Source organism: Aquimarina sp. AD1, from assembly GCF_003443695.1.
GTDB classification, from domain to species: Bacteria; Bacteroidota; Bacteroidia; order Flavobacteriales; family Flavobacteriaceae; genus Aquimarina; species Aquimarina latercula.
In genome coordinates, this window is sequence record NZ_CP031966.1 from 3,450,844 (window position 1) to 3,477,788 (window position 26,945).

Here is a 26,945-nt window from a genome sequence, read left to right on the forward strand (position 1 = left end):
TTAATAGATATAAAACTACTTTAAATATTCCATAAAAGCATCTCTTGGGATTTCTTTTGCTCCTAAACTTTCTAAATGATCCGTGTGAACCTGACAATCTACCAATTGCACTCCTTTTATCTGTAAAAACTCAATTAACTTAATAAACCCATATTTAGATGCATTACTTACTTTAGAAAACATACTCTCTCCACTAAATATTTTTTTGTCTTCTAACCATATACCATATAAACCACCTACTAATTCGGACCCTTGCCATACTTCTGTAGAAACTGCGTAACCTTCCTGATGAAGTAATGTGTATGCATGTTTCATATCTGATGTTATCCAAGTACCTAATTGATCAGGACGACTTATAGTTGCACAATTACTAATTACTTGGTCAAAGTTTTTATTAAAAGTAACTTCGAAGGAATTCTTTCGAAGTAGTTTTCTCATACTTTTACTAATTTTAAGATCTTCCGGAAAAAGAACCATTCTGGGGTCAGGACTAAACCATAAAATTGGTTGATCATCATCATACCAAGGAAAAATACCATTATAGTATGCGTGTAACAATCTAGGGATAGAAAGATCTCCTCCTACCGCCAATAACCCGTCTTTATTAGTCGCAGATACGGGTGGAAAATCTATGGAATCATTAAGTATATACAAATCTGAATGCTCTAACGTTTCTACAACGTTAAATATCAATTAGTTGTTTGAATTGACCAAAAAAATCGCAATATTTGTTAGAACCTTTTAAGATAAATTTTGTTCATCATTGCTTTTTTGAGTTTTATTAAAAGGTTAACCTAAAACCACAATATGAAAAGTCCGATACTAATGTATCGGACTTTTTACTTTTATACTAGGTACTAGGACAAGCCTAGTGCTAATCTATATGTATTGATTTACCTAAAATGGTAAATCATCATGATCTTCTTCCTTAAGGTTTGTTGCAGGTTCAAACGCATCTGCTGGTGGCATAGGAGCTGAACCAGAAGGAGCAGCTGCCTGTAAGTTTTCTATTCTCCATCCTTGGATTGAGTTAAAATATTTAGTTTCTCCTTGAGGATTCACCCATTCACGACCACGCAAATTGATACTTATTTTTACATCTTGACCTACCTGAAAGCTGTTTAATAAATCACATTTATCCTGAACAAACTCTACCATTATATGTTGCGGATATTGTTCTTCTGTAGTAACCACTATCTCACGCTTTCTGAAACCATTGTTTCCAAAAGTTTGTGTCTCACCGACCATCTTTACTTTACCTTGTACTTCCATCTTTTTAATTATTGTATTGCTGCTAAAATATTCCAGGCAGTATAAATATCATCCATATCTAAATACTGCTGTGCAAATTTATGAATTTCTATTAGGTTAGCATCCTGAATTTTATCCTTAATATCAGTATTGTTATTAACAAAATCTTGAACCTCAACATTTGTAGGTATTCTCTGTACATTACCTAATTTTCCTAAATCATTTCCAGTAAACACAGTACTATTTTTTACATTATCGGGCAAAGCATCTATACCTATACCGATGGTACTTAAAGGTTTTGGAACCTCAAACATACCCATATTGGCTCTTGTGTACCAATTACCACCCATACGAGCAACTTGATCAATTTTATATTGATCAATCTTACCATCATTATCAAGTATCTCTTTTTTAATATGCATTAGTAACACTTCGCAAATAACAAGGTTCCCAGCACCTCCTTCATTCCCCAAAGAAACTATCTCATTCACTTTACACTCAAACTGAACAGGAGCTTCTGCTACTCTAAACGATTTTATCTTTTCGGATGGCAACATCGTTAAACCAGCTTTATCGAACTCATTTACACCTTCAGGATACTCAGTGCTAGACAATGACATTTGCTGAACAATATCATAATTAACAATATTGATAACCACTTCCTTTGAAGCTATGCTATTTTCTAAAGTATGCTTAGTCGAATTATCTCTTACTCTTCTTGCAGGCGAAAAAATAAGAATTGGCGGATTAGCACTAAAAACATTAAAAAAACTAAACGGCGAAAGGTTAGGATTACCATCTTCATCGATAGTACTTGCAAAAGCGATAGGCCTAGGGCCAATTGCTCCAAGCATCATTCCATGTAATTTTCCTGTGGAAACTTCTGAGGGATCTATACGTATCATAAATAAAATCTATTACACAAAGATACTTAAACTTTATAGCTCTTAGGCTTCAATCGATTGGTTTTACTTACCTTAGTTTAGAAACAATAAATTAGTTTTAAAACGTTTATATTTAGAGTTTGGTAACACATTTTTTATGAATTTTTCTGATGAACGTAATCTAGCTAGTTACTTTATAATATTTGCGGTTCTTGTAATTACAGGTCTTGTACTATGGAACACATCTTTATTTCTTCAACGATTAAAAAAGGATGAAAATATTAAAATGCAAGTTTGGGCGCAGTCGTTTAAGGCATTAAGTAGCTCTGGAATAGACGGATCTAGTGATTTAAGTCTAGATGAATATTTAGAATTATCTAACCTTATTAATCGTACCAACACTACTATTCCAACAATAATTACAAATTCTGAAGGTGATTTTATTAAAAGTCCATCAGGAGAAATAAATATCGCAAGTACCACACTTAACCTGCCAGACAATGTTACTGAAGAAGAACTCGTTGATTATTTAGCACGAATGAAATCTGAAAATGAGCCGATAGTATTAGATCTTAAAGGAACGGTGCAATATGTGTATTATGGAAATTCTTCTATTCTTAATAAATTAAAATATTACCCAATAGCAATTGCTTTAATAATCTTTCTATTAATTGGTGTTATTTATTTCTTCTTTACCACCTCTAAAGCTAGCGAACAAAATAAGCTCTGGGCAGGTATGGCTAAAGAAACTGCTCATCAAATTGGAACACCTCTTTCTTCTTTAGTTGGATGGAATGAAATTTTAAAAGTAGAACATGTTAATCCCGAATATATAGTAGAAATAGAAAAAGATATTTCTAGATTAAAAGTTATTACAGAGCGTTTTTCTAAAATTGGATCTATTCCCAAATTAGAAGAAGTAGACATTGTACAAGAAACGAGTGAAGCATATACTTATCTACAATCTCGAAGTTCTAAGTTGATTAATTTTTCAATTAATTTACTTGAAAAACCAATTCCGGTTCATTTAAACTCTCAGTTATATAGCTGGACTATTGAAAATTTAGTTAAAAATGCAATTGATGCCATGCGCGGTAAAGGGGATTTAAATATTGATTTATCAGAGGACTCCAAACGAGTATACATTAGAATTACAGATACGGGAAAGGGAATTCCTAAAAGTAAGTTTACTAAAATATTTGAACCTGGTTATACTTCTAAAACTAGAGGTTGGGGACTTGGTCTTTCGCTAGCTAAAAGAATCATTGAGGATTATCACTCTGGTAAAATTAGAGTTTTAAGATCGGAAATAGGCAAGGGCACTACTTTTCAGATTACATTAAGTAAATCTGATACTGTTAGTATAACATAATTCTCTTATAAACGTTATAAGCTACAAACCTTATAAAGTGAAAACCGAGTATATTGTTTTAAAAGAAACTGTTCTAAATAATAATTGTCCTGAATGTTATTCTACAGAAAGCTTATTACTTTCATTTAAGCAAAAGAAATCATTTTCTAAACTTTTTGTCAAAACTAAGAAAGAAGTTATTGAAAGCATGGATTGCAAAAAATGTGAAACTACTATTTTTCCAGGACGTTGGACAGATGATATCGAAAGAGTATATAATTATCACAAAAAAACCATTAACCTAAAACCATCAGGAATTAAATTTACTGGGTTATTTTACCTAATAGTTACTTTAGTAATTGTTATAGGAGTTGTATTAGGTATATTTCTTCTACGTCCAGAACTTTTTCAAATGTAATATTGTATTACTCATATTGACTCATTACTTCTCGTAATTCATCTGGGATACTAAAAGTCTTATCTATATTAAAATCAAAACAAACGGCTACATCATTACCTATAGCGCATAATACTTCATTATCGTTATAAAGTTCATGATACAATCCAAAACTAGAGTTTTTTATAAACGTTACTCTGGTTTTAATCAATACATTTCCAGGAAAGAAAAGTGGGTTTTTAAAATCACATTTTGTAGAAACAAGCATCGGTCCTTTCTTAGTTTCGGTATGTAATTTGGCCAATCCAGAAACTTCCCAAAACTGAACGCGAGCACTTTGCATATACTTCATGAAATTCACATTATTTACATGCTGATACGTATCCATTTCACTCCAATCAATTCTTAATTGTAGCGACAATTTAAATTCTGAAGTAGTACTCATTTTATAAATTCGATTGAATCTTTTCGGCTAATATTTCAAATTCATCTTTGGTCATGGCTACTTTCGATTGAAAAGTCATCTCTTTCATTTCATTAATCGGTATTAAATGAACGTGAACATGGGGTACTTCTAGACCTACTACTGCAATACCAACTCTCTTACAAACAACAGATTTTTCAATTGCCTTAGCTACTTTTCGAGAAAAACGCATTAATTCGATATAAGTTTCTTCATCGAGATCAAATATTCTGTTTTCTTCTTTTTTAGGAATACATAAGGTATGCCCTTTTGCATTTGGATTTATATCCAAAAAAGCATAAAAATGCTCATCCTCAGCGACTTTATAAGAGGGTATTTCGCCATTAATAATCTTAGTGAACAGGGTAGACATCCGTTAAAACTTTTAGTTGGTTTATTAAAACGGAATATAGGATATTTCTGGCAAAATAAAGGTCATAAAAAAACCTTTCTCATTTTTTTAAGAAAGGTTTTCGTAACTACCTGTAATATTTTACTCTCGTGTAATTTCTACAACATCAAATTTCATAATCCCATTAGGGACTTGAATTTCTGCTACTTCTCCCACACTTTTTCCTAAAAGACCTTTTCCAATAGGCGAATCAACAGATATCTTACCTGTTTTAAGATCAGCCTCACTCTGCGCAACTAACTTATATGTCATTTGTGCGCCATTCGTTTGGTTTTTAATTTTAACTGTAGAGTGTATTAATGCTTTTGAGGTGTCTAATTGAGATTCATCAATTAAACGCGCTCCAGATAATGTTGCTTCTAATTTAGAAATTCTCATCTCTAGTAACCCTTGTGCTTCTTTGGCCGCATCATACTCAGCATTTTCACTTAAATCCCCTTTATCACGAGCTTCTGCAATAGCCTGCGACGCCTTTGGTCTCTCTATATCTTTAAGGTTATTTAATTCGTCTCTTAACTTTTTTAGCCCTTCTGCAGTGTAATAAGATACTTTGCTCATAACTTCATCGTTTATATAAATACAAAAAATCCCACGGCTATGGGACTTTAACTATAAACAAATATAATAAAAAATAATACCGAATCACATTTTTACTTAATTTGGTCATTTAAAAAATTGCACTTGGATTAGTAAAGAATATCTTTCTTTATTATTAATACAACAAAAAATGAAAAAGATAATATTAGTAGTTTTTATTTCAGTATTTATTCTCTCCTGTAGTAACGATGATGGGCGTTCTAATAATCCTAATCTCCCTTCTATTGGTTTTAATCATACGGTAAATTTAGACTTGCCACAATTTAACGAGCTTAAATTTCCTGGAAACTTCGAAGTAATCAGAATTGAAGGAGTAGGGATAAAAGGAGTTATTATTTATAATATAGATAACACTTTGTATTCTGCTTTTGAATTGAGTGATCCTAATATCACTCCTAGTAGCTGCTCTGCATTAAGCGTAACAGGGATTAGAGCTGAATCTAATTGTGGAAATGATAATGCTTATGAAATTATTAATGGACAACAATTAGAAGGAGAAGGAGGGTTTCCTCTTTTAAGATATCAAATTAGAAGAGAAGGAAATATTTTAGTCGTTTCTAATTAATAGGTGGACAAACCATCTTTTAGATTAATTAAATGAAGGTCATCCCTATACTCACGGATAATTTCGATCGCTTTTTTACTACGTAAACCAGATTGACAGCAAACTACAATTGATTTTTTATTGTTTAGCTCAGAAGTTTTGGTGGATATCGTATCTAAAGGGATATGAATACCTCCAATATTATAATGCTCAAATTCTTTTTGAGACCTAACATCTAGAATTTGATAGTTTTCTAAATTTTTCTTTAGTTCGGTAGCAGAAATTTCCTTGAAAGTATTTGATTTAATACCACAGAAAAAATCATAGTCGTCAACCAATTGATCTATATAGATATTTTCATTTTTATTAAAGCTTAATATTTGCTGTTGTAAGGTAAGGGCGTCAAAATAGAGTAATTTCCCTTTTAAAACTTCTCCTATACCAACGATTATTTTAATAGTTTCATTTGCTTGAAGGTTGCCTATAATTCCGGGTAATATTCCCAAAACTCCTATATCCGAACAATTTGGAACAGCACCTTCTTCTGGAGGGTTAGGAAATAAGCATCGATATGTAGGACCATTTTCATAATTCAATACAGAAACTTGTCCTTGAAATTTAAATATAGAACCAAATACTAACGGCTTATCAGTAATCACACACGCGTCGTTTACTAAATACCTAGTTGGAAAATTATCACTTCCGTCTACGATAATATCATACTCGGAAAAAAGTTCTAATGCATTATCATTATCCAATTTCTCTTCATATACTTTAAAAAACACAAAAGGATTTAGTTTTGATAATTTTTCTGAAGCTACCTTAGCTTTTGATTTTCCAATATCATCTACCGTATATAAAACTTGTCTTTGAAGATTTGTTTGGTCAACAACGTCGTTATCTATAATCCCAATAGTGCCAACACCGGCAGCAGTAAGATACTGTAAAATAGGGCAGCCCAATCCTCCTGCGCCAATCACTAAAACCTTAGCTGACTTTAATTTTTCTTGGCCTTCTAAACCTATCTCATTTAATAAAATATGACGGCTATATTGTATTTTTTCTTCTTTATCTAGCATTTTACGAACAAACTATAAAGGTATTACAATTTATTTCCAATTATGAGCCCAATCTTTCCAAACTACCTCCAACCCTTTAGATTTTAACATCATTACTACTTCTTCCGTAGAACGTTCGTCAGAAATTTCAAACTGTTCTAGTGATTGAGGTTCTACGGCATAGCCTCCAGGATTTGTCTTAGACTCTGCACTAATAGAAGTAATCCCTAGATTCACAATATTTTCTCGAAAAATTTCACCTTCTCTAGTAGACATAGATAACTCTACATCCTCATCCAATAAACGGAATGCACAGATTAACTGCACTAAATCAGCATCTGTCATTTCAACTTTTGGTTCTAATCCACCACTATGAGGTCTCAACCTGGGAAATGATATAGAATATTTGGTCTTCCAATACGTCTTCTGTAAATACTGCAGATGTAAAGCAGTAAAAAAACTATCAGCTCTCCAATCTTCTAAACCAAATAAAGCACCTAGACCTATTTTATGAATTCCTGCGCGTCCCAATCTATCTGGAGTCTCTAATCGATAATCAAAATTTGATTTTCTTCCTTTCGGATGATGTTTTTTATACTCTCCTTTATGATATGTTTCTTGATATACTAAAACCGCATATAAACCACTATCAATCAACAACTCATAATCTTCTTGATCTAATGGTTGTACTTCTATAGTGATATTAGCAAATTTAGATTGTATTAGTTTAATAGCATTATCAATATATGCTACACCTACGGTTCTATTTGCTTCTCCTGTAACTAAAAGAATATGATCATACCCTTTTGATTTTAGAAAAGCTACCTCTTTCAATATTTCCTGATCAGATAAAGTTCTACGAGGTATTTTATTAGTCATACTAAAACCACAGTACGTACAAATATTTTGGCATTCATTACTTAGATACATGGGCGCATACATTTGTATGGTATTTCCGAACCGTTTCTTTGTAACCTGATAACTCAATTGTGCCATTTGTTCCAAATATGGTTTAGCAGCTGGAGAAATTAAAGCTTTAAAATCCTCAATAGTCCTATTATTTGCATCTAAAGCTTTCTGAACATCCCGTTCAGTTTTCCTAAGAATATCGGATAAGACGGAGTCCCAATCATATTGGTCAAATATGTGTTTGAAACTAGTCATTCAAAAAACTTGTTAAAGGGCTACTTGCTTCTGCGTGCTTTTTGATTGGAGCCAATTTAGCTTTATATGCCAACCTACCTGCTTCAACCGACATTTTAAAAGCTTTAGCCATCGCTACTGGGTCTTCCGAAACAGCAATAGCTGTATTTACTAAGACTGCATCAGCACCGATTTCCATTGCATGAGCTGCATGAGATGGACTACCTATACCAGCATCTACTATTACAGGAACATTACTCTGATCTATGATTATTTCTAAAAAATCCAATGTCTTTAATCCTTTATTACTTCCTATTGGCGCTCCTAAGGGCATTACACATTGCGTACCTACTTCTTCTAATCGTTTACATAAAACAGGATCTGCATGTATATAAGGCATCACAACAAAACCAAGTCTTACGAGCTCTTCTGCCGCTTTTAATGTTTCAATAGCATCTGGCAATAAATATTTTGGATCCGGATGAATCTCTAATTTAATCCAATTCGTCTCTAGAGCTTCTCTTGCCAACTGAGCAGCAAAAACAGCTTCTTTAGCATCTCTAACTCCAGAAGTATTTGGTAATAAATTAATTCTTGGATGATCTAAATGAGTCAGTATATCATCATCTTCATTTGTAACATCAACTCTCTTAAGTGCCACAGTTATCAACTCACTCTCAGAAACTACTAATGCTTCTCTCATCTGATCCGATGAACTAAATTTCCCTGTTCCGGTAAACAACCTAGACGAAAACTGTTTGTCTGCAATTTTTAATGTATCCATTGTGTTTTTAGCTTTCGGTTATAGCCATTAGCTTTTTTATATTTTTTATTCTTTCTTCTAAATCATCTTGCTTTGTAAGCATTCCTGAGACAGCAATTCCGTTTACTCCAGTATCTAAAATTTGATCTATGTCATTCTGCTCAACACCTCCAATTGCAACTATTGGCGTATTATGATCATCTAATTCTGAAATAATTTTTTGATATCCATCTAACCCCAATACTGGACTTAACTTTTTTTTGGTATCGGTATGTCTAAAAGGTCCTAGTCCTATATAATCCACTCCATCTTCCTTATGTTTTATACAATCTTGTAATGTATTAGCGGTACCTCCGATAATAAAATTATCTCCTAAAATAGTTCTCGCCTCTTTAGGATTCATATCTTCTAATCCCAAATGCACACCATCAGCTTGAGAAGCTTTTGCTATGCTTACGCTATCATTAACAATCATAACAGCTGCATATTGATCACAGATTTCTCTACATTTTAAAGCCGTATTTAATACCGTAGCAGGATCCATATCCTTTAAACGTAATTGTACCCATCGAACACCAGCTTCACATGCTTCCCCAATATGTTGTAAATGTTCTTGTGGAGATTTGCCTTGAGAGATATATTGTAGTGTAGTCATTATATTTTAGAATTTATGATACGCCAAAAGCGAGGTGTTAGAACTTAGTACTTTTTCTATGTACTGCTTTCCTCTATAACAGGATTTTAATAACGGAAAACCTTGAGATAAATATGCTGTTATAGCTGATGATAATACACAACCACTTCCATGTTTTTCAGTTATGTTTTTGTTTTTAGGATTTAATACAAAGTAAGTTCCCTGCTTGGTAAATAATTCGTCTTTTCCCAGCATTTCTTCTCGATGGCCTCCTTTTAGCAATACATTCGTTTTATTAGAAATATGTTGTATCGTTTCTTCAATAGTTTTATCAGGATAAAAAGCATTAATTTCACTATAATTTGGAGTCAAAAGATATATTTTATCTAATATCTCTTCGAATTCAGGTGCTACAATTGAAAGCTCATGAAAATCATAAGCCGAACTTGATTTTAAAACTGGATCTAAGACAATTTTCATATTACTATTCTTCTCTAATAGAAAGTCAATAATATCAAGAAGTACTTTCCAATTTTGGATAATTCCGATTTTTACATAATCAATCTTAAATCTTTTCAATAAAACTTCTATCTGATCCTTTATAATTTGTTCTTCGATCCAATGACATGCCTCAAAATCTTTGTCATTCTGAATAGTATTTGCCGTACAAACTGCTATTCCATAACATTTTAAAGCTTCAAAAGTTTTAATATCTGCTGTTAATCCTGCTCCCGAAGAAGGGTCAAAACCGGCAATTGTAAGTACATTAGGACGATTTTGCATATAGAATCTAAATCGTGTCTTTTAACACTATATTATTTGCTTCCTGTATTTTAGAAAAACTATTTATAGGATCTTCAGTATTCCAAATACCACCTAAAACACCAACTCCTTTAAATCCTAAATCATAGGTTTTTTGTAAAGTAGTTTCATTAATTCCTCCCATTCCGATAATGGTATGATTCAAGTCATTTACATCAAAACCTTTCCCTTCATAACCTGCTTTAGAAATTGATCCAAAAACCGGACTTAATAAAACATATTCGAAATCTGCTTTACATGCTTCAATATCCTCTTTAGAATGAAAAGAACTTGTCACAGAAAACCCTTTATTAGTATAAACTTTAATAGTAACTTCTAATGCATCTTCTAGATCAATACGTGCTTGCTCTTGTAAATGAATCCCTCTTAATTTATATTCTTGAGTAAGCTCGGGAAACTGATGCGTCATTATTCTATTATGATATTTAGCCTCTATTAAATCTAACAAAGATCGATATCCATCAATCGTAAAAGTCGGTTTACGAAGATGTAATATTTCTAAACCAGCTTTAAATAATTGATTAATCTGATTGGCTTCGTTAGGAATTGGTTTTTCTGATGTTAATACTATAATCATCTTTTTGGTGTCAGGTAATTGGACATCAAGCATTGAGTATCATAATTACAGAAACTCAATGCCCGACAACTTATACTTATAGATATACTTCGCTTCCCTTTTCTTTAAACTCCTCTGCTTTCTCCTGCATTCCTTCTTCTAGAGCTTTCTGATCATCAATTTCTTTTTGAGCAGCATAATCACGTACTTCTTGTGAGATTTTCATAGAACAAAATTTTGGACCACACATACTACAAAAATGAGCAATCTTTGCTCCTTCTGCCGGTAATGTCTCATCATGATATTCTCTGGCTCTTTCTGGATCTAGAGCTAAATTGAATTGATCTTCCCAACGGAATTCGAATCGGGCTTTACTCAATGCGTCATCCCTATGTTGTGCTCCTGGATGTCCTTTTGCCAAATCAGCCGCGTGAGCTGCTAACTTATAGGTAATCACACCAACGCGAACATCTTCTTTATTAGGCAAACCTAAATGTTCTTTAGGAGTTACATAACATAACATGGCTGTACCATACCAACCGATCATTGCTGCACCGATTCCTGATGTTATATGATCATATCCTGGTGCAATGTCAGTTGTTAAAGGACCTAATGTATAAAAAGGTGCTTCTCCACAAGCTTCTAATTGCTTATCCATATTTTGTTTAATCATATGCATAGGAACGTGCCCTGGTCCTTCTATAAAAGTTTGTACATCGTGTTTCCAGGCAATCTTTGTTAATTCACCTAGCGTTTCTAATTCTGCAAATTGTGCTTCGTCATTAGCATCAGCTATACTCCCTGGACGTAAACCATCTCCTAAAGAGAAGGCTACATCGTAGGATTTCATAATCTCACAAATTTCTTCAAAATGAGTATATAAAAAACTTTCTTTATGATGTGCTAAACACCATTTTGCCATAATTGAACCTCCTCGAGAAACAATTCCTGTAACTCTTTTTGCTGTCATAGGAACATATGCTAAACGTACACCCGCATGTATTGTAAAATAATCCACTCCTTGTTCTGCTTGCTCTATCAAAGTATCTCTAAAAATCTCCCAAGTAAGGTCTTCTGCTTTTCCATTTACCTTTTCTAAAGCTTGATAAATAGGCACTGTACCAATTGGTACTGGAGAATTACGAACGATCCATTCTCGTGTTTCGTGAATATTCTGACCTGTAGAAAGATCCATAATATTATCAGCTCCCCAACGGCAAGCCCAAACCGCTTTTTCTACTTCTTCTTCTATACTAGAAGTTGTAGCAGAGTTACCAATATTGGCATTTATCTTTACCAAAAAATTACGCCCCAAGATCATTGGTTCTGCTTCTGGATGATTTATATTAGAAGGGATTACTGCTCTTCCTCTAGCTACTTCTTCTCTTACAAACTCTGCTGTAATTTTTTTAGGAATACTTGCTCCAAAATCTTGACCTGGATGTTGATTAGCAATTCTGGTAGCTTCTTCAATTTTTTGATTTTCTCGGATAGCAACATATTCCATTTCAGGAGTTATGATTCCTTGCTTAGCATAATACATTTGGGAAACATTCTTTCCTGCTTTTGCTCTCTTAGGCTTTCTTAAATGGTTAAACCTAAGATGATCTAAACTTGCATCATTTAGACGTTGATTACAATATTCTGAAGAAAAATTATCCAATTCTTCTACATCTCCACGATCCAAAATCCATTGTTCTCTAATACGCTCAATCCCTTCATGCACATTAATTTCTTTGCTCGGATCGGTATATGGCCCACTGGTATCATATACTACTACTGATTCATTGGGTGTTTTCTTACGAGTCATCGAATCTACGGTATCACTTAACTCTATTTCTCGCATGGCCACTTTAATCTTTGGATGGATATTTCCATTTACGTAGATCTTCTTAGAACTTGGAAAAGGAGTTGTTGTTATTTTCCCCTCCTGTGGTGCAGTATCTTTTTTCTTCATAAGTAAGTCGTTTTAACTTTTTAGTAAGCCTAGTTAGTATTTTATTTATCCTCCTTGTGTAGCACGAATGATGGTAACATTATCATTTACCTTAACGATGGTATCACTCCAAGTATCTTTGGTTATGATTTGATTATTAATAGCAATAGCAATTCCGTTTTTAGAAAGTGATAGCTCTTCTAATAGAAAATCTATCGAACTATTTTCTGAAATAATTTGCTTTTGATTATTAACGTTTATGGTCATTTATTTAGATTTAAATCCATAAACTTTAGGTAAAACCTGTTCTTTGAGAAGAAAATCATATTCTTATATATCTTATCATATAAGAAATGAGATTAACTTTTCCCTTCGTCAGTACTAACTGCATCAGGTTCAAAGGGTATTTCTCAGACTCCATAATAAGAAGTCACCCCTAAAGTTCATTTGATAAAAATAATAAAACCCAGAAAACTATACTAAGAAATATTAGTTTTCTAGGTTTTTTAACTTAAAATTTTAATGTTGCTCCGAGTAAAAAGTTAATTCCAGCTTGTGGATAGAATCCTGCTCCTTCAACCGTTGTAACTGTTCCTGGATTACTAAAATCATCATCAAAAGTGAAGAAATACCCATTAGACACATATTCTGCATCAAAAATATTATTCACTAAACCTGTTAGCACAATAGATTTAAAAACTGGTATGTTTTTGATCTCATATACTACGTTTAGGTCATTTATAAAGAAGCTATCCAATTTAGAGGTTTCACTATCTATATTACCCATATATTGTTCTCCAACAAATTTAGAAAGAAATCCAAGTTGAAGGTTTTTTACAGGTTGATATATAAACATACTCCCTGCTACTATATTTGGAGAATAAGAAATATTAGTGTTTCCTAAATTTACTAAACTACCATCTCTAGAAGTTACAAAATCTTTATTTTTATTGGTACTAATAGCTATATTAGGCTTTACAATAAATTTGTCCGTAATAGTTATATCGGCATCAATTTCTATCCCTAAACGATAACTCTCTCCACTTGTAGCTCTTATAGGTGCTCCTACATCATCCAATGCTCCGGTAAGTACTAATTGATCTTTATACCACATGTAATATAAATTAGCATTTACTATCGTTCTCTTTTTATTAAACCTCCAACCTAATTCGATATCATTAAGTTTTTCTGCCTTGTTAATTCCATTTTCAAAATCGCTTCTTCTTGGCTCTCGATTCGCTCTTGCATAAGATGCATATAATTGATTAGAAGCATTGATTTGGTATGTAGTTCCCAATTTTGGATTAAAGAAATCATAGTCTTCATCTACTTCTAATGGAACTCGATCGGATGTTAAACCAGTTGTTTTATACCCTACAAAACGTCCTTGTAAATCTACAAATGCGCTCCATTTATTGTTAACTCTATAGGTAGTTTTCCCAAAAATGGTAAACTCATTTTTCTTTCCATTACCGAAATAATAGTTATCCCTGATTTCTGATCCTCCAGCATTTTGTGCCCAAATTACTTCTCCAAAATGATCACCATCATAAAAACTATAAAATGCACCAAAATCAACATCCAAATTATTATTCTTATAATTAGCGGTGGCATTAATTACATAAAAATCATTGTCTAACCATCGACGACGAACTAAATCTGTAGTATTGATAGTTTCACCACCGATAACAATAGGAGTAAAGTCATAATCAGCAAAATCTTCATCCTCCTTGTACTGCTCAAAAAACCCTCTACCATACGTATAATTAAGTCCCACATTAGTAGACCAATAATTATTATATTTCTGGTTCCAGTGTAATTGATAATGATCTTGTTTATAGTTATCTACTTCGTTATCATAAAAACGTGTATTTCCGTCCTCATCTGTATATTGACCTGCAGGATTAAAAGTACGATCACTTTCTAGAGTTGCTTCATCTATTCCGAACCAAGATTGATATGTAATTTCATGCCCTCCAAAAGCAACTGCCTTAATTAATGTATTTTCATCTACATAAGAACCTTGTAAAAAATATGATTTCAAATCCGATGATGCTCTATCGACATATCCATCAGATGCAATTGCCGATAAACGACCCGCAATTTCTATATGATCCTTGAGCAATCCAGTACTAAACTTAAGATTATGCCTTCTTGTACCAAAAGATCCAAATGAATTAGAAATTTCTGCATTTGCATTTTCGGAAACAGCATCCGTTAGTAGATTTAAACTAGCTCCAAAGGCTCCAGAACCATTGGTAGAAGTTCCAACTCCACGCTGAAGTTGTAAGTTTTCTACAGAAGATGCAAAATCAGGTAGGTTAACCCAAAAGGTACCTTGACTCTCCGCATCATTAAAAGGAATTCCATTTAAAGTAACATTTACTCGGGATGCATCACTACCTCTCACTCTAATATATGTATACCCGACTCCTGCTCCTGCATCCGTGGTAGTTACAACGCCTGGCAAATAGTTAAGTAATATTGGTATATCCTGACCAAGATTACGAGTAGCCAATTCTTCTTTAGAAAGATTAGAATGTGTTATTGGTGAATCTGCATCAACACGAACAGATTTAACTAGAACTTCATCCAGTTTTTCAACTTTATTGGTTATGGAATCTTTTTGCTTTTCCTGAGCTGAGATCTGTAGGCTCAATAAAAAGATGATGAGATAAAACAATATGTTTTTCATTCGTAAAATATTGATACGAATAAAAGGAGTAATTATTCAACGATTAAAATTAGTTTAATATAATTACACTGCATAAAAAGCATAATTATTATTCCCTAAAGTACTATTATCCAAGGACATTAATAACTTCTAGCGTCCCTTGGCAGCATTACCTGCCCAGGTTCATCGGGTATGATCTCAGCTTTGTCTAAAAAAATTATTTTTTAAGACGTTGCACCCCTTTGAGATTTTGCCGCAAAAGTACTATGTTTAATTGATTTATTGTAACTTTATTAAAGATAAAAACAATGCTTCTGTTTTTTTGAAGTTAGTATAGTATGAAAAATACAAAACGTTCTATTACGTTAAAAATAATTGCTGGTTACACACTGGCAATTGTACTTGCAGTAATTGCTTTTTGGGTGATCTACAGGCAGTTTAGCAATTATTCTGAAATCACTAAAATTAAAAATGATAACAATGAAAAACTTTTCTTAGTTGGCGAAGCCATAACCGGTCTTTACGAGGCAGAAAGTCTAACAAGAAATATCATCCAAACCTCAGATACAGAGAAATTCAAAAATTATAAAACAAAAATTGATTCTATTATAAGTACCATAGATAGAGTTAGTACAATGTCTCTTGACACATTACAATCCAGAAAAATTGACAGCATTAAGGTTTTAATTGACAATAAAAACCAAAACTTTGAGAAACTTATTGCAATATATGAGCAAAGTAAAGAAAAAGGGTTGCAGGAAAATGTAATGGACCAACTAAAGAAGAATGAGAATTTTGGGAATTATACCGATTATGATAAACGCTTTAGAAAATATAGTCCTCAAAAAAAAGAGGCTATCATAGCTTGGTTAGAATATACAAGAAAAGATAATGAAGAGCGTTTAACCAATCAAACTATTGATTCTATTGCCAGATCTATTTATCAGGCACTTTCGGATGCTGAGGAAAAAGAAAGAAGATACCAAAGACAGATCAAAGCTAGAGAAAATAAACTCTTAAAGAACGATCAAATTATTACTCGACAGCTTCGAGATTTGATGGCTGCTATAGAAGATAATGAGCGAAAGGAATATGTGGCGAAACTAGAACGATCTAATAATATTCTTGATAAAACTGCTCAATTCATTATAATTATTACTGCAATTAGCTTAATAATCGCTATTACTTTTCTCTTTTTGATCACCAAAGATGTATCAAAGAGTCAGAAATATCGAAACGAATTAGAAGCAGAAAAGACCTATAAAGAAACTTTACTAAAAACTAGAGAATCGTTAATAAACACAGTGACTCACGATCTTCGCTCTCCTTTAAATACAGTTATTGGGTATTCCGATTTATTAGAAAAAACAGGGTTAACTAATAAACAAAAACACTATTTAGGACATCTAAAAAAATCCTCTGATTATATTCTTCATTTAGTAAATGATCTCTTGGATCTATCTAAACTTGAGGCTGGTAGAATGGTTATAGAAGAATTACCTTTTTCTCCTAAAAAGTTAATAGAAAATACTATTACCAGTATCATCCCTGTGAACGATACTAAAAACCTAGAGGTTTTTATAAACGTGGATAAAAGTCTAAACAAGCAGTACTTAGGAGATCCATTTAGAATCAAACAAATTCTCACTAACTTATTAAACAACGCCTATAAGTTTACTGATCAAGGTTCAATTACTATAGATGGTAAAATAACTGAAAACGGTCTTGCGGAAAAGGAGCTTGTAATTTCTGTAAAAGATACCGGTATTGGAATTACTAAGGAACAACAGAAATACATTTTCGAAGAATTCTCCCAAGGAGATGACGATACGGAAAAAAAATATGGTGGTTTTGGTTTAGGTCTAGCAATTACCAAAAAAATAATCAAACTACTTAATGGAAAAATCAAGTTAGAGAGTGAAGTTGAAAAAGGAAGTAATTTTATATTTTGTATACCTATTGAACTTGCTAAAACTCAAATTACAGAAGAAGACAATGAATCTGTAGAAATTCAGCATTTCACTAATAAAAAAGTGCTTATCGTTGATGATGATCTTAGTCAATTAGATTTAACTAGTGAGGTAGTATCACTAATAGGGTTGTCGTATGATATAGCAGAACATGGAATAGATGCATTGGAGCTTTTAAACAAAAACGAGTACGATCTAATTCTGACCGATATACAAATGCCTAAAATGGATGGTTTTGAACTACTAAAAGAAATTCAGAATAATTCTAAATATAACGATTTACCAATTATTGCGTTATCAGGTAGAACTGCAATTTCTTTATCAGAATATGAAGATGCAGGTTTTTCTGGAAGCCTTCGTAAACCATATGCTCCACAAGCTTTAATAGATTTAATCGCAGGTGTTTTAAAAATTAAAACCATCGATGTAGATCTTGGGTATGAAAATAACACGTCTGATCAAGAAAAAGACGCCAATTACTCATTAAACGATCTAATGCTTTTTGCTCAAGGAGATTCAGAATCTCTATATGCTATTTTAGAAACTTTCTGCAATAGCACAATAGATCACATAACAGAATTAAAATCTGCCATTAGTAATGAAGACTTTGAACAAATTAAAAGATTAGCTCATAAAATGTTACCCATGTTTAAGCAAATAAAAGCAAGGGAAATTGTTCCTATTTTAAACACTTTAGAACATCAAGACGATTACGAGTTCACACCTAATAAAATACTTTCACTTACGGAAGAAGGAATACACAAAATAGAAGATTTAATCAATAAATTAAAAGTCAAAAACTAAAGACTTATATCGTATTGTTTTAACTTATTGTATAGTGTTTTTCTATCGATATCCAACATACGTGCTGCTTTAGCCTTATTGCCATTTGCTTTTTCTAAAGCATCCAAAATCAACTCCTGTTCATTCTGATTTTTAAACAAACCGTACGTTTGTTTAGAATTATGAGAAGCATACGCTATATCACTAGGTAGTATATCCATAGTTATCATCTCATTTTGAGATAGCAAAACTGATCTCTTTACAATATTTTTCAACTCCCTTAAGTTTCCTGGCCAATCGTATTTTTTAAAAGTATCCAATACCTCATCCGCAAAACCTACTACATGCTTATCTAGTTCTACATTAGATTCTTCTAAAAAATAATTCGCAAAAAGCATCAAATCTTCTATTCTATCTTTTAATGGAGGGACTTTTATCGAAAATTCATTTAGTCGATGGTACAGATCTTCTCTAAATTCTCCTTCTTTAACAGCGTTACTTAGATCTTCATTAGTAGCAGCAATAACCCTAATATCCACCTCTATTTCCTTATTACTACCTACTGGCTTGATTTTTCGTTCTTGTAACGCCCGAAGTAGCTGAACTTGCAATTCATAACTAAGATTACCTATTTCATCTAAAAACAGAGTACCTCCATTAGCAGCTTCAAAATGTCCTACTTTGTCATTTACTGCCCCTGTAAAAGATCCTTTAATATGACCAAAAAATTCACTTGAAGCTATTTCTTTCGGAATTGCACCACAATCTACAGGAACAAAAGGTTTATCCGATCTTTTACTAGCTTTATGGATACTACTTGCCACATATTCTTTTCCTGTACCACTATCCCCTATAACTAGCACAGACATACGCGTAGGTGCTACCAATGCAACGTATTCATTTAATTTTTTAGAAGCATCACTAATTCCCTTTACAAAAGAATTATTATTAGCAATAACTACATCGTTCTTCTTAGAATCTTTATTTCTATTTGGTTCTAGCTCCTTAGTATCAGCTTTTAAAGCATTTTCTATAATCTGAAGTATCTTATCTGGATTAAATGGCTTAGAAACATAGTCAAAAGCACCTTGCTTAATAGCACTAACTGCCATATTAATTTCTGCATAACCCGTCATAACTACAACTTGAGTCTTTGGGTTTTTCGCTCTAATATCTTCTAATAAGGTAATTCCATCTCTATCCGGCAACCTTACATCAGTGAGTACAACATCAAATGTATGCTCTTGAATTTGCAAAACTGCTTCGCTACCAGAAAATGAAGTAGATACATCATATCCTTTTTTCTGCAAAAAAGTTTTAAGCATTGTACAAAAAGCAACATCATCTTCAACAATCAGTAATTTGGACATATTGACATCATTTAATTCTAAATGTATTACATAAAATTAAACATTAAAAACATTTAATAATTCTCTACATCAAAGAAACGTAAAAAATAAAAAAGAGACCCTTGGGATTGGGTCTCTTTTTAGCACTAAACAACTTTATATCGTCTTTTGGTTGCAAAACGATATCCTTTTCTACCCCTAGATTTAAGATTTGTCGTCTGGCTTTATCCATTCGCCATTAGCGCTAGCAAATACAACTTTAGTGTAGTTATCTTTACCTTTAAGAATAATTTTATAAGTATTATCCTTTGAAATGTAGGCTTTGTGTATACGTAAGTTTTCAAAATCTCTTGCAGCAGCATCTTGAATTGACATTGGTAATTCTACAATTTCGATCTCTGCATACTCCTGTACTTCATATTCATAATCCATAAATTCCCATCCGTCATTTTCAGCCAACTCATCTTGAGCTATCACTCCTTGTGCTGATATAATGCTAACTACTATCGCGATGATCATTTGTAAATTTTTCATTTTTATAATTATTGTAAAAACTGGTCTTACGGTATTATAAATAGGAATAATTGTTCCAAAAAATAAATAGCAAAAGAAAATGATTTAAAATACTATATTACAGGTGTTTAAGTATTTTCTGCGAAAATAAAAAACTGTAGAAATTTGTAAAATCCACACAAAAGTGTAGAAATTTTACACACTTTTAATACGATTATTATTACAACAGTGGTTTTCTACGATTAGACTTTTTTAAAGCTTGTCTTTTTTTGCTTTCTAATCGTTTTTTAATAGAAGATTTAGTGGGTTTAGACCGTTTTCTTGGTTTAGGAGCAAGCAAGCTTGCTTTTAAAATATCCAAACATCTACTAATTACAAGTTCTTTATTTCTATGTTGACTTCTAGTATCCCCACAATTTAAAATGAGCTCACCAGATTTGGTAATTCTTGAAGTCAACTTTTGAGTAATTCTTAATTTTTCTTCATCAGTCAACCCTTTAGAATCCAAAATATTAAAAACAAGCTCAACTTTAGAAGACACCTTATTAACATGCTGGCCTCCTGCGCCAGAACTTCTAACCGCTTTAAATTTTAATTCATTAATTATGATAGCAGTGTTCACGAGAAAAGTTTTACTTGATGTGCTGACTTTAATAAATCATTTACGGTTTTAACAGGATTAAAAGTAGTTAGCGGAACTTCTACAAAAACACTAATCCAATTTGCCATAGCTCCATTCCACAAACCTGGTAACTCTAATGCTTTTAAAACCTTACCATTAAGTGATTTTGTCGTTATGAATCCAGCATCTGGGTCTACAAAATTCAATAAATTAAATTTATTCCCTTTATAATCGCGAACGCCACAAACTAAATCTACTGGATTAAAATGAGTAGCACTTTTTAAAATATCCTGCTGTCTATTGTCCTCGGAGTTTATCTGAGGTGTTTCGATAATTTGTAAAACCAGTCTTCCATTTTCTTTTTTAATCCAAAAAGGCCCTCCACCAGGTTCTCCTTCGTTAATTACCATACCACAAACTCTAATAGGCCTATCTAATGATTCTTTTAAAAATTGAAGTTTATAATTTTCTGAAAACTTATCAAAATCCAAAGGCAATCTCACATTAAGCTGTTCCACCAAAAACTTCTTGATATCCTTTAATTCCGCTTCTGTAGGAGCTTCTTTATCAATTGCATTTAATATTCTAAACGCTTCATCCTGAATCTCAATTAACTTACCAGCCAATACCTTTTTATACCCAGACACTTCGTCTTGATATTTCCTAACCACGACATTATCAATATTTTTAATATATATAATATCAGAATCTAAATCATTCAGATTTTCTATTAAGGCTCCATGCCCTCCTGGTCTAAACAACAACGAGCCATCTTCTTTTCTAAATGGTTCATTATTTTCATCTACTGCAATCGTATCTGTTTCTGATTTTTGAAAAGAATATGTAATTATAAAATTTGTATCAGTCTCTGCTTCTACTTTTTTCTTAATTCTCTCGAATTCATCTTTAAAAGCGTCTAAATGTTCTTTAGAAATGGTAAAATGTAATTTAGAATCACCATTCATATTTTTATTATATCCAGCAGCTTCAAACAAATGTTCCTCAAAAGAAGTCGATATGCTATTCGTATATTTATGAAATGGCAACAACCCTTTTGGATATACCCCAAAATTCAATCCTTTTTCCTTCAACATCATTTCCACAAAAATATGAAGCTGTCGCCCTTCTGAGAGTGATGCAAAATTAGGGTAAGCACTTTTCACTTTTTGCATAACGATATCATAGAAAGGAAACTTCTCTAGTCCTATTAAAAAAAGCCGAATTGCATTAGCTTTCTCATGATTGGTATATGAATTTAAACTTTCTTTTTGATACTCATAATTATCTAAAAACTTGAACAATTCCTTAAACATTCTCGTTGCGGCTCCAGAAGCAGGAACAAATTTGGTTGTATTTAGATTAGCAGATCTTGACTCATATAATTTAGTTAACTCAGATTGATAGTGCTCAGAAAATTTTAAAATTCCATTATCTAAACTAGCTGCGCTTCTTAAGGCTACAAAAGGAATTTCGTTCTTAAATGTCTCTATCTGAGATAATACTTTTTCTACAGTTAATTCTTTTGATCTTATTAGTTTAATATCCTTATCCGTAATATTCACTTTGCTTCTTTTATTAATTGGTCAATGATAACTTTTGCTTTCTTAAAACGAGTATCTGGATCTCCTTTTAATGTAACATAATTACAATTATTTTCTTCTAAAGATTCTTTGAAATTCAAAAACATCTCTTCTCTCTGATCCGGCTTATCCCTTAAATCATCCGGAACCCAAGGAGTGTCAATATAAGTTAAAAGATACAAATCATATGTGTTTTCTAGCGAAAATTTCTCTATAACTTCTGGGACCAATCCATCATAATAAGCCTCAGAATAGACTTTAATCTCCAAAAGATTTGTGTCACAAAAGATTATTGGATCATCTTTTTTAATCATTTGATTTTCTAACTTCATTTGTCCCGTAGCAATGGGAATCAAATCTTCATAGACACAAACTTCTTTAAGTCTATTCCATTTATCTTGAAGATATATTCTCATATATTCTGGCACCCAAGAAACATTATAATGATTTGCCAATTGTCTGGATAAAGTAGTTTTACCCGTTGATTCAGGGCCAAATAATACAATTCTTATACAGTCACTGGGTTCTTGTCTAAGCTTTTCTTCCATGCTAAATATCCTTGAATTGCCATAAATGTAAATATCACATACTGAAAACTGGTAAAAGTAAACCCTTTATAAAAGTACAAAGGAATAGAAATAATATCTCCTATAATCCAAAAAATCCAATTCTCTATTTTTCTTCTTGCCATCAACCACATCCCAACAAAAAATATTGCTGTTGTCAATGTGTCTACATATGCGGTCCAATCATTCCATTTATCAAATGTTCTATAAACAACAAATACAAAAATTAAAGTACCAATAAAAATTAAAAATTCTATTTTCTTTTCTGTAGAAGTTGCTCTAGAAATGGGAGTTGTATTTGTTTCATCTATTTTCTTTGTCCATATATACCAACCATATATACTCATCACAAAATAATATGCATTGATCATCATATCACCCAATAACGACCATTTTAAAAGTAAATATACATAAATAGAAGTACTGATTAATCCGGTAGGATATACCCATATTTTATTAAACCAAGCAAAAAAAACACTTGCTATCCCGAATAATACTGCAATAACTTCTAAAGAAATATCTAGTGTAGAATATTCCGAATATTGTCCGAAAAGGAAATCAAAAATTTGGCTCATAGTCACTTCTATTACTTTTCACCATTTTCATATAAACCAAAACATGCTCCATATCCCCAAAGGCTTTCCTAATTTCTTTAGTTAAAAACGGCATTACCTCATCATAACCTCCATATACCTGAGTACTCAAAGGATTTTCTAATACTATAAATTTTGAATCTCTAAGTCTTTTTATAAACTTAATAATGTGTTCTTCAAAATCATTTTGTAAAGGGGTAAGTGTTAACTCTATTGATATCTGCATCTTGTCAAATTTTCAAAAATTCTAGTTCTTATACTCAGACATAGGGCAAAGCATATACACAGGTAAACCCATCAAATTCTAAAAAAGTTATATCATAATGACTAATCGTTTCATTATAATGAATACTGCCTGCAGTAAAAGGCATATTTAGATCAAATGGCATGATGTGTATATTTTGCTCAAAACTCAACCCTGCAGTACCATATAATTTATATAAGGATTCTTTTGCTCCCCAAATAACGGTCAACACTCGGGTTTTGTCCTCTTGTTGATTTACAAAATCTTGTTCAGAATCTACAAACTTATGAGCAATTCTAAGAATTTTTTCGCGTTGTTTTTCAATATCAATACCCACAAGTTTATCGCTTATAATAATTCCTGCATACTCGTAAGAATGTGTTATTGAAATTTGCTTTCCATCTTTTAGATGTGGCTTACCAAAATCATCATAATATAAATCGTGATCATTGTATCCAAAAACTGCTAATAAATGACGGACACTCATAAACCCTCTTCTATGCATATCAGATTTCATATTATCAACGCGATTCTGACAATGATCTGTTAACTTAATTCCTTCCGACAGCGTTTCAAAAGACTCTTCTATCTTCCAAATCAATATATTAGTACTATCATCTACTGTTATAGTTTTGTAAAGAGGCATGTGAATTCTTAAAGTTATTATGTACCTTTGCAAACTGAAATTCAGGACATCAGTATCTTGATTTTCAGGAGACGAATTTAGAATAATTTAGTGCGAAATACTAAAATTATTGCACTTCATAAACATAAAACAGATACTATGAGTACCAAAACAGTACCTTATGTTCCTTACAAAGTTAAAGACATTTCATTAGCTGCCTGGGGAAGAAAAGAAATCGAACTAGCAGAAGCTGAGATGCCAGGTCTTATGTCCCTTAGAGAAGAGTATAAAGACGAACAACCTCTTAAAGGTTCTCGTATCGCAGGATGTCTTCATATGACTATCCAAACTGCTGTGTTAATAGAAACATTACAAGCTCTTGGTGCAGAGGTTACTTGGAGTTCTTGTAACATATTTTCTACACAAGATCAAGCTGCCGCTGCTATTGCTGATGCAGGGATCCCTGTATATGCTTGGAAAGGCATGAACGAGGAAGAATTTGACTGGTGTATTGAGCAAACTTTATTCTTTGGAGAAGATCGCAAACCATTAAATATGATTCTTGATGATGGTGGTGATTTAACAAATATGGTATTAGATCGTTATCCGGAATTAGCTGAAGGAATTAAAGGTTTATCAGAAGAAACTACAACAGGTGTTCATAGATTATACGAAAGAGTAAAAAACGGAACATTACCAATGCCCGCTATCAATGTAAATGACTCTGTTACTAAATCTAAATTTGATAACAAATACGGATGTAAAGAAAGTGCAGTAGATGCAATAAGAAGAGCAACCGATGTGATGCTAGCAGGAAAACGAGTTACTGTTTGTGGTTATGGTGATGTTGGTAAAGGTACTGCAGCTTCTTTTAAAGGTGCAGGAAGTATAGTTACTGTTACCGAAATTGATCCTATCTGCGCATTACAAGCTGCTATGGACGGTTTTGAAGTAAAGAAACTAGAAACGGTTATTGGAAATAGTGATATTGTTATTACTACTACTGGAAATAAAGATATCGTTCAAGGGCAACATTTTGAAGCCTTAAAAGACAAAGCTATTGTTTGTAACATTGGGCATTTTGATAATGAAATCGATATGGCCTGGTTAAACGAAAAGTATGGCCACACTAAAGATACCATCAAACCTCAGGTTGACAAGTATAATGTAAACGGAAATGATGTAATCATTCTTGCAGAAGGCCGTTTAGTAAACCTTGGTTGTGCTACTGGTCATCCAAGTTTTGTAATGAGTAATTCATTCACAAACCAAACATTAGCACAAATTGAGCTTTGGAAAAACAGTGAAAGCTACAAGAATGAAGTATATATGCTACCAAAACATTTAGATGAAAAAGTAGCAAAATTACACTTAGAAAAGATCGGAGTAGAATTAACAGAATTAAGAAACGATCAAGCTGAATATATTGGTGTAACTGTTGAAGGTCCTTTTAAACCTGAACATTACAGATACTAAAATCAGATAATAATTCCTCTACTTAAAATTGAATTTAAGTTTTTAGCAGGAATATATTATAAAAAACTCCTTGTTTTAGACAAGGAGTTTTTTTATCAGCTTAAACTATAAATAGTTTACAACCCCAATCTACTTAAATCGTAGAAATAAAAATCCTTTTGCTCATTCATTGCAACAAAAAGACCCTTTGTAAAAGTAGTACCCAAGGGAATTGTAACTACATCACACCCATCTGTTGCCGTAGTTCCTAAATTTATAGCCTTAATATAGCTATTATCTTTTCTAGAGAAAACATTAAATTGTCCCTTTTGCTGATCAGACACAATTAAAAAACCCTGACCATTTTCTTTGGAAGCAATCGCAATACCTTCAATATCTTCTTTAAAAAATTCACCTCCAAAAAAAGCTAATTCTTCATTTCCCATCTTAACGTCTGCATAATATTTTCTAATACCTACACCTTCATCAGAATAATACACAAACCCAAGCTCATCGTCTACAGCTATTGCTTCTATCTCCTTTTGCTTACTAAACTTTCCAAATTTCCTAACTAACTTAGCGTGTACTCCCAAACTATCACTTACCAATTGATATTGGTAGAGGTAATCATTTTCGGGGCCTGATTTCCTGCTTACAATTGCGGTAACACTAAGGTTATCCGGATTTTTATACAAACCTATTCCCATAGGCCTTCTTAACTCTAGATTTTTTTCATCTTCAAAAACAGGAAAACCACCATCATCAAGTGGTTTCATATCAGGAACCGAAAATAAGCGGATTTGATTTTTTTCTCTTTCAGTAAAAACAATAATATCTGTTGTAGTAGAATCATTTAACCTAAATCCATATTCCAAATCGATATTATTTGGGTATTTTATATTTCTGATCACTTTTTCAGGAATTACCTTCCCATCTAAATCAAAGGCATAAATAGCCCCATTAGTATCTTTATCGGTTCCAAAAATTATACTTTTCGAAGGATCAGTTGGATGAACCCATATTGCAGGGTCATCAGTATCATATAACACTTTTTCTGTAATCAAATCTGGTTTGATTAACGGTTCTTTTTTATCGCACGAAATAATAAGTGAAGCACTCACTACAAGAATTAGTCTATAAATTTTCATAAAATAAAGTAT

Annotated in this window: 29 protein-coding genes and 1 riboswitch; of the genes, 5 read left to right on the forward strand and 24 right to left on the reverse strand. The window is 32.5% G+C overall.

From position 1 onward, the window contains the following. Positions 1-15 precede the first annotated feature (15 nt). The 3 genes from aat to D1815_RS14925 form a co-directional block, all read right to left on the reverse strand. Positions 16-654, reverse strand: a complete 639-nt coding sequence (aat, locus tag D1815_RS14915; protein ID WP_118390021.1) for a leucyl/phenylalanyl-tRNA--protein transferase — start codon at positions 652-654, stop codon at positions 16-18. 243 nt (positions 655-897) lie between these two features. Then, positions 898-1,272 carry a DUF3127 domain-containing protein gene (locus tag D1815_RS14920; RefSeq protein WP_027394832.1) on the reverse strand — a complete coding sequence of 125 codons (375 nt, stop codon included), beginning with the start codon at positions 1,270-1,272 and terminating at the stop codon, positions 898-900. A gap of 8 nt (positions 1,273-1,280) precedes the next feature. Continuing rightward, positions 1,281-2,156 carry a flavin reductase family protein gene (locus tag D1815_RS14925; protein ID WP_118387920.1) on the reverse strand — a complete coding sequence of 292 codons (876 nt, stop codon included), beginning with the start codon at positions 2,154-2,156 and terminating at the stop codon, positions 1,281-1,283. A gap of 136 nt (positions 2,157-2,292) precedes the next feature. Between D1815_RS14925 and D1815_RS14930 the strand changes: the two genes are divergently transcribed. Together D1815_RS14930 and D1815_RS14935 are read left to right on the forward strand one after the other, a co-directional pair. Then, positions 2,293-3,507: a HAMP domain-containing sensor histidine kinase gene (locus D1815_RS14930; protein WP_027394830.1), complete on the forward strand. Its 1,215-nt coding sequence runs from the start codon at positions 2,293-2,295 to the stop codon at positions 3,505-3,507. 37 nt (positions 3,508-3,544) lie between these two features. Continuing rightward, positions 3,545-3,904: a hypothetical protein gene (locus D1815_RS14935; RefSeq protein WP_027394829.1), complete on the forward strand. Its 360-nt coding sequence runs from the start codon at positions 3,545-3,547 to the stop codon at positions 3,902-3,904. Between the two features lie 7 nt (positions 3,905-3,911). Here D1815_RS14935 and D1815_RS14940 read toward each other — a convergent pair whose 3' ends face one another. The 3 genes from D1815_RS14940 to greA form a co-directional block, all read right to left on the reverse strand. Further along, the gene (locus D1815_RS14940) at positions 3,912-4,328 is read right to left on the reverse strand and encodes a thioesterase family protein (protein WP_118387922.1); all 417 of its coding nucleotides are present in this window, start codon (positions 4,326-4,328) and stop codon (positions 3,912-3,914) included. A 1-nt stretch (position 4,329) separates the two neighbouring features. Next, on the reverse strand, positions 4,330-4,719 hold the full coding sequence (locus D1815_RS14945) for an HIT family protein (protein ID WP_118387924.1): 390 nt from the start codon (positions 4,717-4,719) through the stop codon (positions 4,330-4,332). A gap of 120 nt (positions 4,720-4,839) precedes the next feature. Beyond that, positions 4,840-5,316, reverse strand: a complete 477-nt coding sequence (greA, locus tag D1815_RS14950) for a transcription elongation factor GreA (RefSeq protein ID WP_027394826.1) — start codon at positions 5,314-5,316, stop codon at positions 4,840-4,842. Positions 5,317-5,485: 169 nt separating this feature from the next. Here greA and D1815_RS14955 point away from each other — a divergent pair, with 169 nt between their 5' ends. Beyond that, positions 5,486-5,920 (forward strand): hypothetical protein, encoded by a 435-nt coding sequence (locus D1815_RS14955; RefSeq protein ID WP_027394825.1) that lies wholly within the window; start codon positions 5,486-5,488, stop codon positions 5,918-5,920. Here D1815_RS14955 and moeB read toward each other — a convergent pair. From moeB to D1815_RS15000, 9 genes are all read right to left on the reverse strand, one after another. Further along, a complete protein-coding gene (gene moeB / locus D1815_RS14960; RefSeq protein WP_027394824.1) occupies positions 5,917-6,978 on the reverse strand; it encodes a molybdopterin-synthase adenylyltransferase MoeB in 1,062 nt (353 codons plus the stop codon). The two genes, D1815_RS14955 and moeB, sit on opposite strands and share 4 nt — an antisense overlap. A gap of 30 nt (positions 6,979-7,008) precedes the next feature. Then, positions 7,009-8,121, reverse strand: a complete 1,113-nt coding sequence (gene thiH / locus D1815_RS14965; RefSeq protein WP_118387926.1) for a 2-iminoacetate synthase ThiH — start codon at positions 8,119-8,121, stop codon at positions 7,009-7,011. Then, positions 8,114-8,884 carry a thiazole synthase gene (locus D1815_RS14970; protein WP_027394822.1) on the reverse strand — a complete coding sequence of 257 codons (771 nt, stop codon included), beginning with the start codon at positions 8,882-8,884 and terminating at the stop codon, positions 8,114-8,116. Before D1815_RS14970 ends, thiH begins: the two co-directional genes overlap by 8 nt. Before the next feature lie 7 nt (positions 8,885-8,891). Further along, the gene (locus tag D1815_RS14975; RefSeq protein ID WP_118387928.1) at positions 8,892-9,518 is read right to left on the reverse strand and encodes a thiamine phosphate synthase; all 627 of its coding nucleotides are present in this window, start codon (positions 9,516-9,518) and stop codon (positions 8,892-8,894) included. Between the two features lie 6 nt (positions 9,519-9,524). Continuing rightward, the gene (locus D1815_RS14980; RefSeq protein WP_118387930.1) at positions 9,525-10,280 is read right to left on the reverse strand and encodes a hydroxymethylpyrimidine/phosphomethylpyrimidine kinase; all 756 of its coding nucleotides are present in this window, start codon (positions 10,278-10,280) and stop codon (positions 9,525-9,527) included. Between the two features lie 7 nt (positions 10,281-10,287). Next, the gene (locus D1815_RS14985; RefSeq protein WP_118387932.1) at positions 10,288-10,896 is read right to left on the reverse strand and encodes a thiamine phosphate synthase; all 609 of its coding nucleotides are present in this window, start codon (positions 10,894-10,896) and stop codon (positions 10,288-10,290) included. Between the two features lie 76 nt (positions 10,897-10,972). Next, positions 10,973-12,832: a phosphomethylpyrimidine synthase ThiC gene (thiC, locus tag D1815_RS14990; protein ID WP_027394818.1), complete on the reverse strand. Its 1,860-nt coding sequence runs from the start codon at positions 12,830-12,832 to the stop codon at positions 10,973-10,975. 45 nt (positions 12,833-12,877) lie between these two features. After that, positions 12,878-13,078 carry a sulfur carrier protein ThiS gene (gene thiS / locus D1815_RS14995; protein ID WP_027394817.1) on the reverse strand — a complete coding sequence of 67 codons (201 nt, stop codon included), beginning with the start codon at positions 13,076-13,078 and terminating at the stop codon, positions 12,878-12,880. An 83-nt stretch (positions 13,079-13,161) separates the two neighbouring features. Then, a riboswitch (TPP riboswitch) is annotated at positions 13,162-13,259 on the reverse strand. Between the two features lie 63 nt (positions 13,260-13,322). Next, a complete protein-coding gene (locus tag D1815_RS15000) occupies positions 13,323-15,506 on the reverse strand; it encodes a TonB-dependent receptor (RefSeq protein ID WP_118387934.1) in 2,184 nt (727 codons plus the stop codon). 317 nt (positions 15,507-15,823) lie between these two features. Between D1815_RS15000 and D1815_RS15005 the strand changes: the two genes are divergently transcribed. Next, entirely contained in the window at positions 15,824-18,259 is a 2,436-nt protein-coding gene (locus D1815_RS15005; protein ID WP_108804855.1) for a hybrid sensor histidine kinase/response regulator, read from the forward strand. Here D1815_RS15005 and D1815_RS15010 read toward each other — a convergent pair. From D1815_RS15010 to D1815_RS15045, 8 genes are all read right to left on the reverse strand, one after another. Further along, complete coding sequence (locus D1815_RS15010; protein ID WP_027394814.1) at positions 18,256-19,608, reverse strand: sigma-54 dependent transcriptional regulator; 1,353 nt, start codon at positions 19,606-19,608, stop codon at positions 18,256-18,258. The genes D1815_RS15005 and D1815_RS15010 overlap by 4 nt on opposite strands. Before the next feature lie 183 nt (positions 19,609-19,791). Next, entirely contained in the window at positions 19,792-20,121 is a 330-nt protein-coding gene (locus tag D1815_RS15015; protein ID WP_027394813.1) for a hypothetical protein, read from the reverse strand. A 199-nt stretch (positions 20,122-20,320) separates the two neighbouring features. Beyond that, positions 20,321-20,722: an alternative ribosome rescue aminoacyl-tRNA hydrolase ArfB gene (arfB, locus tag D1815_RS15020; RefSeq protein WP_027394812.1), complete on the reverse strand. Its 402-nt coding sequence runs from the start codon at positions 20,720-20,722 to the stop codon at positions 20,321-20,323. After that, positions 20,719-22,284, reverse strand: coding sequence for a DUF4301 family protein (locus D1815_RS15025; protein WP_118387938.1), 1,566 nt, complete (start codon positions 22,282-22,284; stop codon positions 20,719-20,721). The genes arfB and D1815_RS15025 overlap by 4 nt, the downstream gene beginning before the upstream one ends. Beyond that, positions 22,281-22,850: an AAA family ATPase gene (locus D1815_RS15030; RefSeq protein WP_027394810.1), complete on the reverse strand. Its 570-nt coding sequence runs from the start codon at positions 22,848-22,850 to the stop codon at positions 22,281-22,283. Before D1815_RS15030 ends, D1815_RS15025 begins: the two co-directional genes overlap by 4 nt. Then, on the reverse strand, positions 22,811-23,443 hold the full coding sequence (gene pnuC / locus D1815_RS15035; protein ID WP_118387940.1) for a nicotinamide riboside transporter PnuC: 633 nt from the start codon (positions 23,441-23,443) through the stop codon (positions 22,811-22,813). The genes D1815_RS15030 and pnuC overlap by 40 nt, the downstream gene beginning before the upstream one ends. Beyond that, positions 23,427-23,687 carry a hypothetical protein gene (locus D1815_RS15040; protein WP_027394808.1) on the reverse strand — a complete coding sequence of 87 codons (261 nt, stop codon included), beginning with the start codon at positions 23,685-23,687 and terminating at the stop codon, positions 23,427-23,429. Before D1815_RS15040 ends, pnuC begins: the two co-directional genes overlap by 17 nt. A 34-nt stretch (positions 23,688-23,721) precedes the next feature. Further along, entirely contained in the window at positions 23,722-24,351 is a 630-nt protein-coding gene (locus D1815_RS15045; protein ID WP_027394807.1) for a 4'-phosphopantetheinyl transferase superfamily protein, read from the reverse strand. A gap of 138 nt (positions 24,352-24,489) precedes the next feature. Between D1815_RS15045 and ahcY the strand changes: the two genes are divergently transcribed. After that, positions 24,490-25,806: an adenosylhomocysteinase gene (gene ahcY, locus D1815_RS15050; protein WP_027394806.1), complete on the forward strand. Its 1,317-nt coding sequence runs from the start codon at positions 24,490-24,492 to the stop codon at positions 25,804-25,806. A 116-nt stretch (positions 25,807-25,922) separates the two neighbouring features. On the opposite strand, the gene D1815_RS15055 is transcribed toward ahcY, so the two are convergent. Further along, on the reverse strand, positions 25,923-26,933 hold the full coding sequence (locus D1815_RS15055) for a phytase (RefSeq protein WP_118387942.1): 1,011 nt from the start codon (positions 26,931-26,933) through the stop codon (positions 25,923-25,925). Positions 26,934-26,945 lie beyond the last annotated feature (12 nt).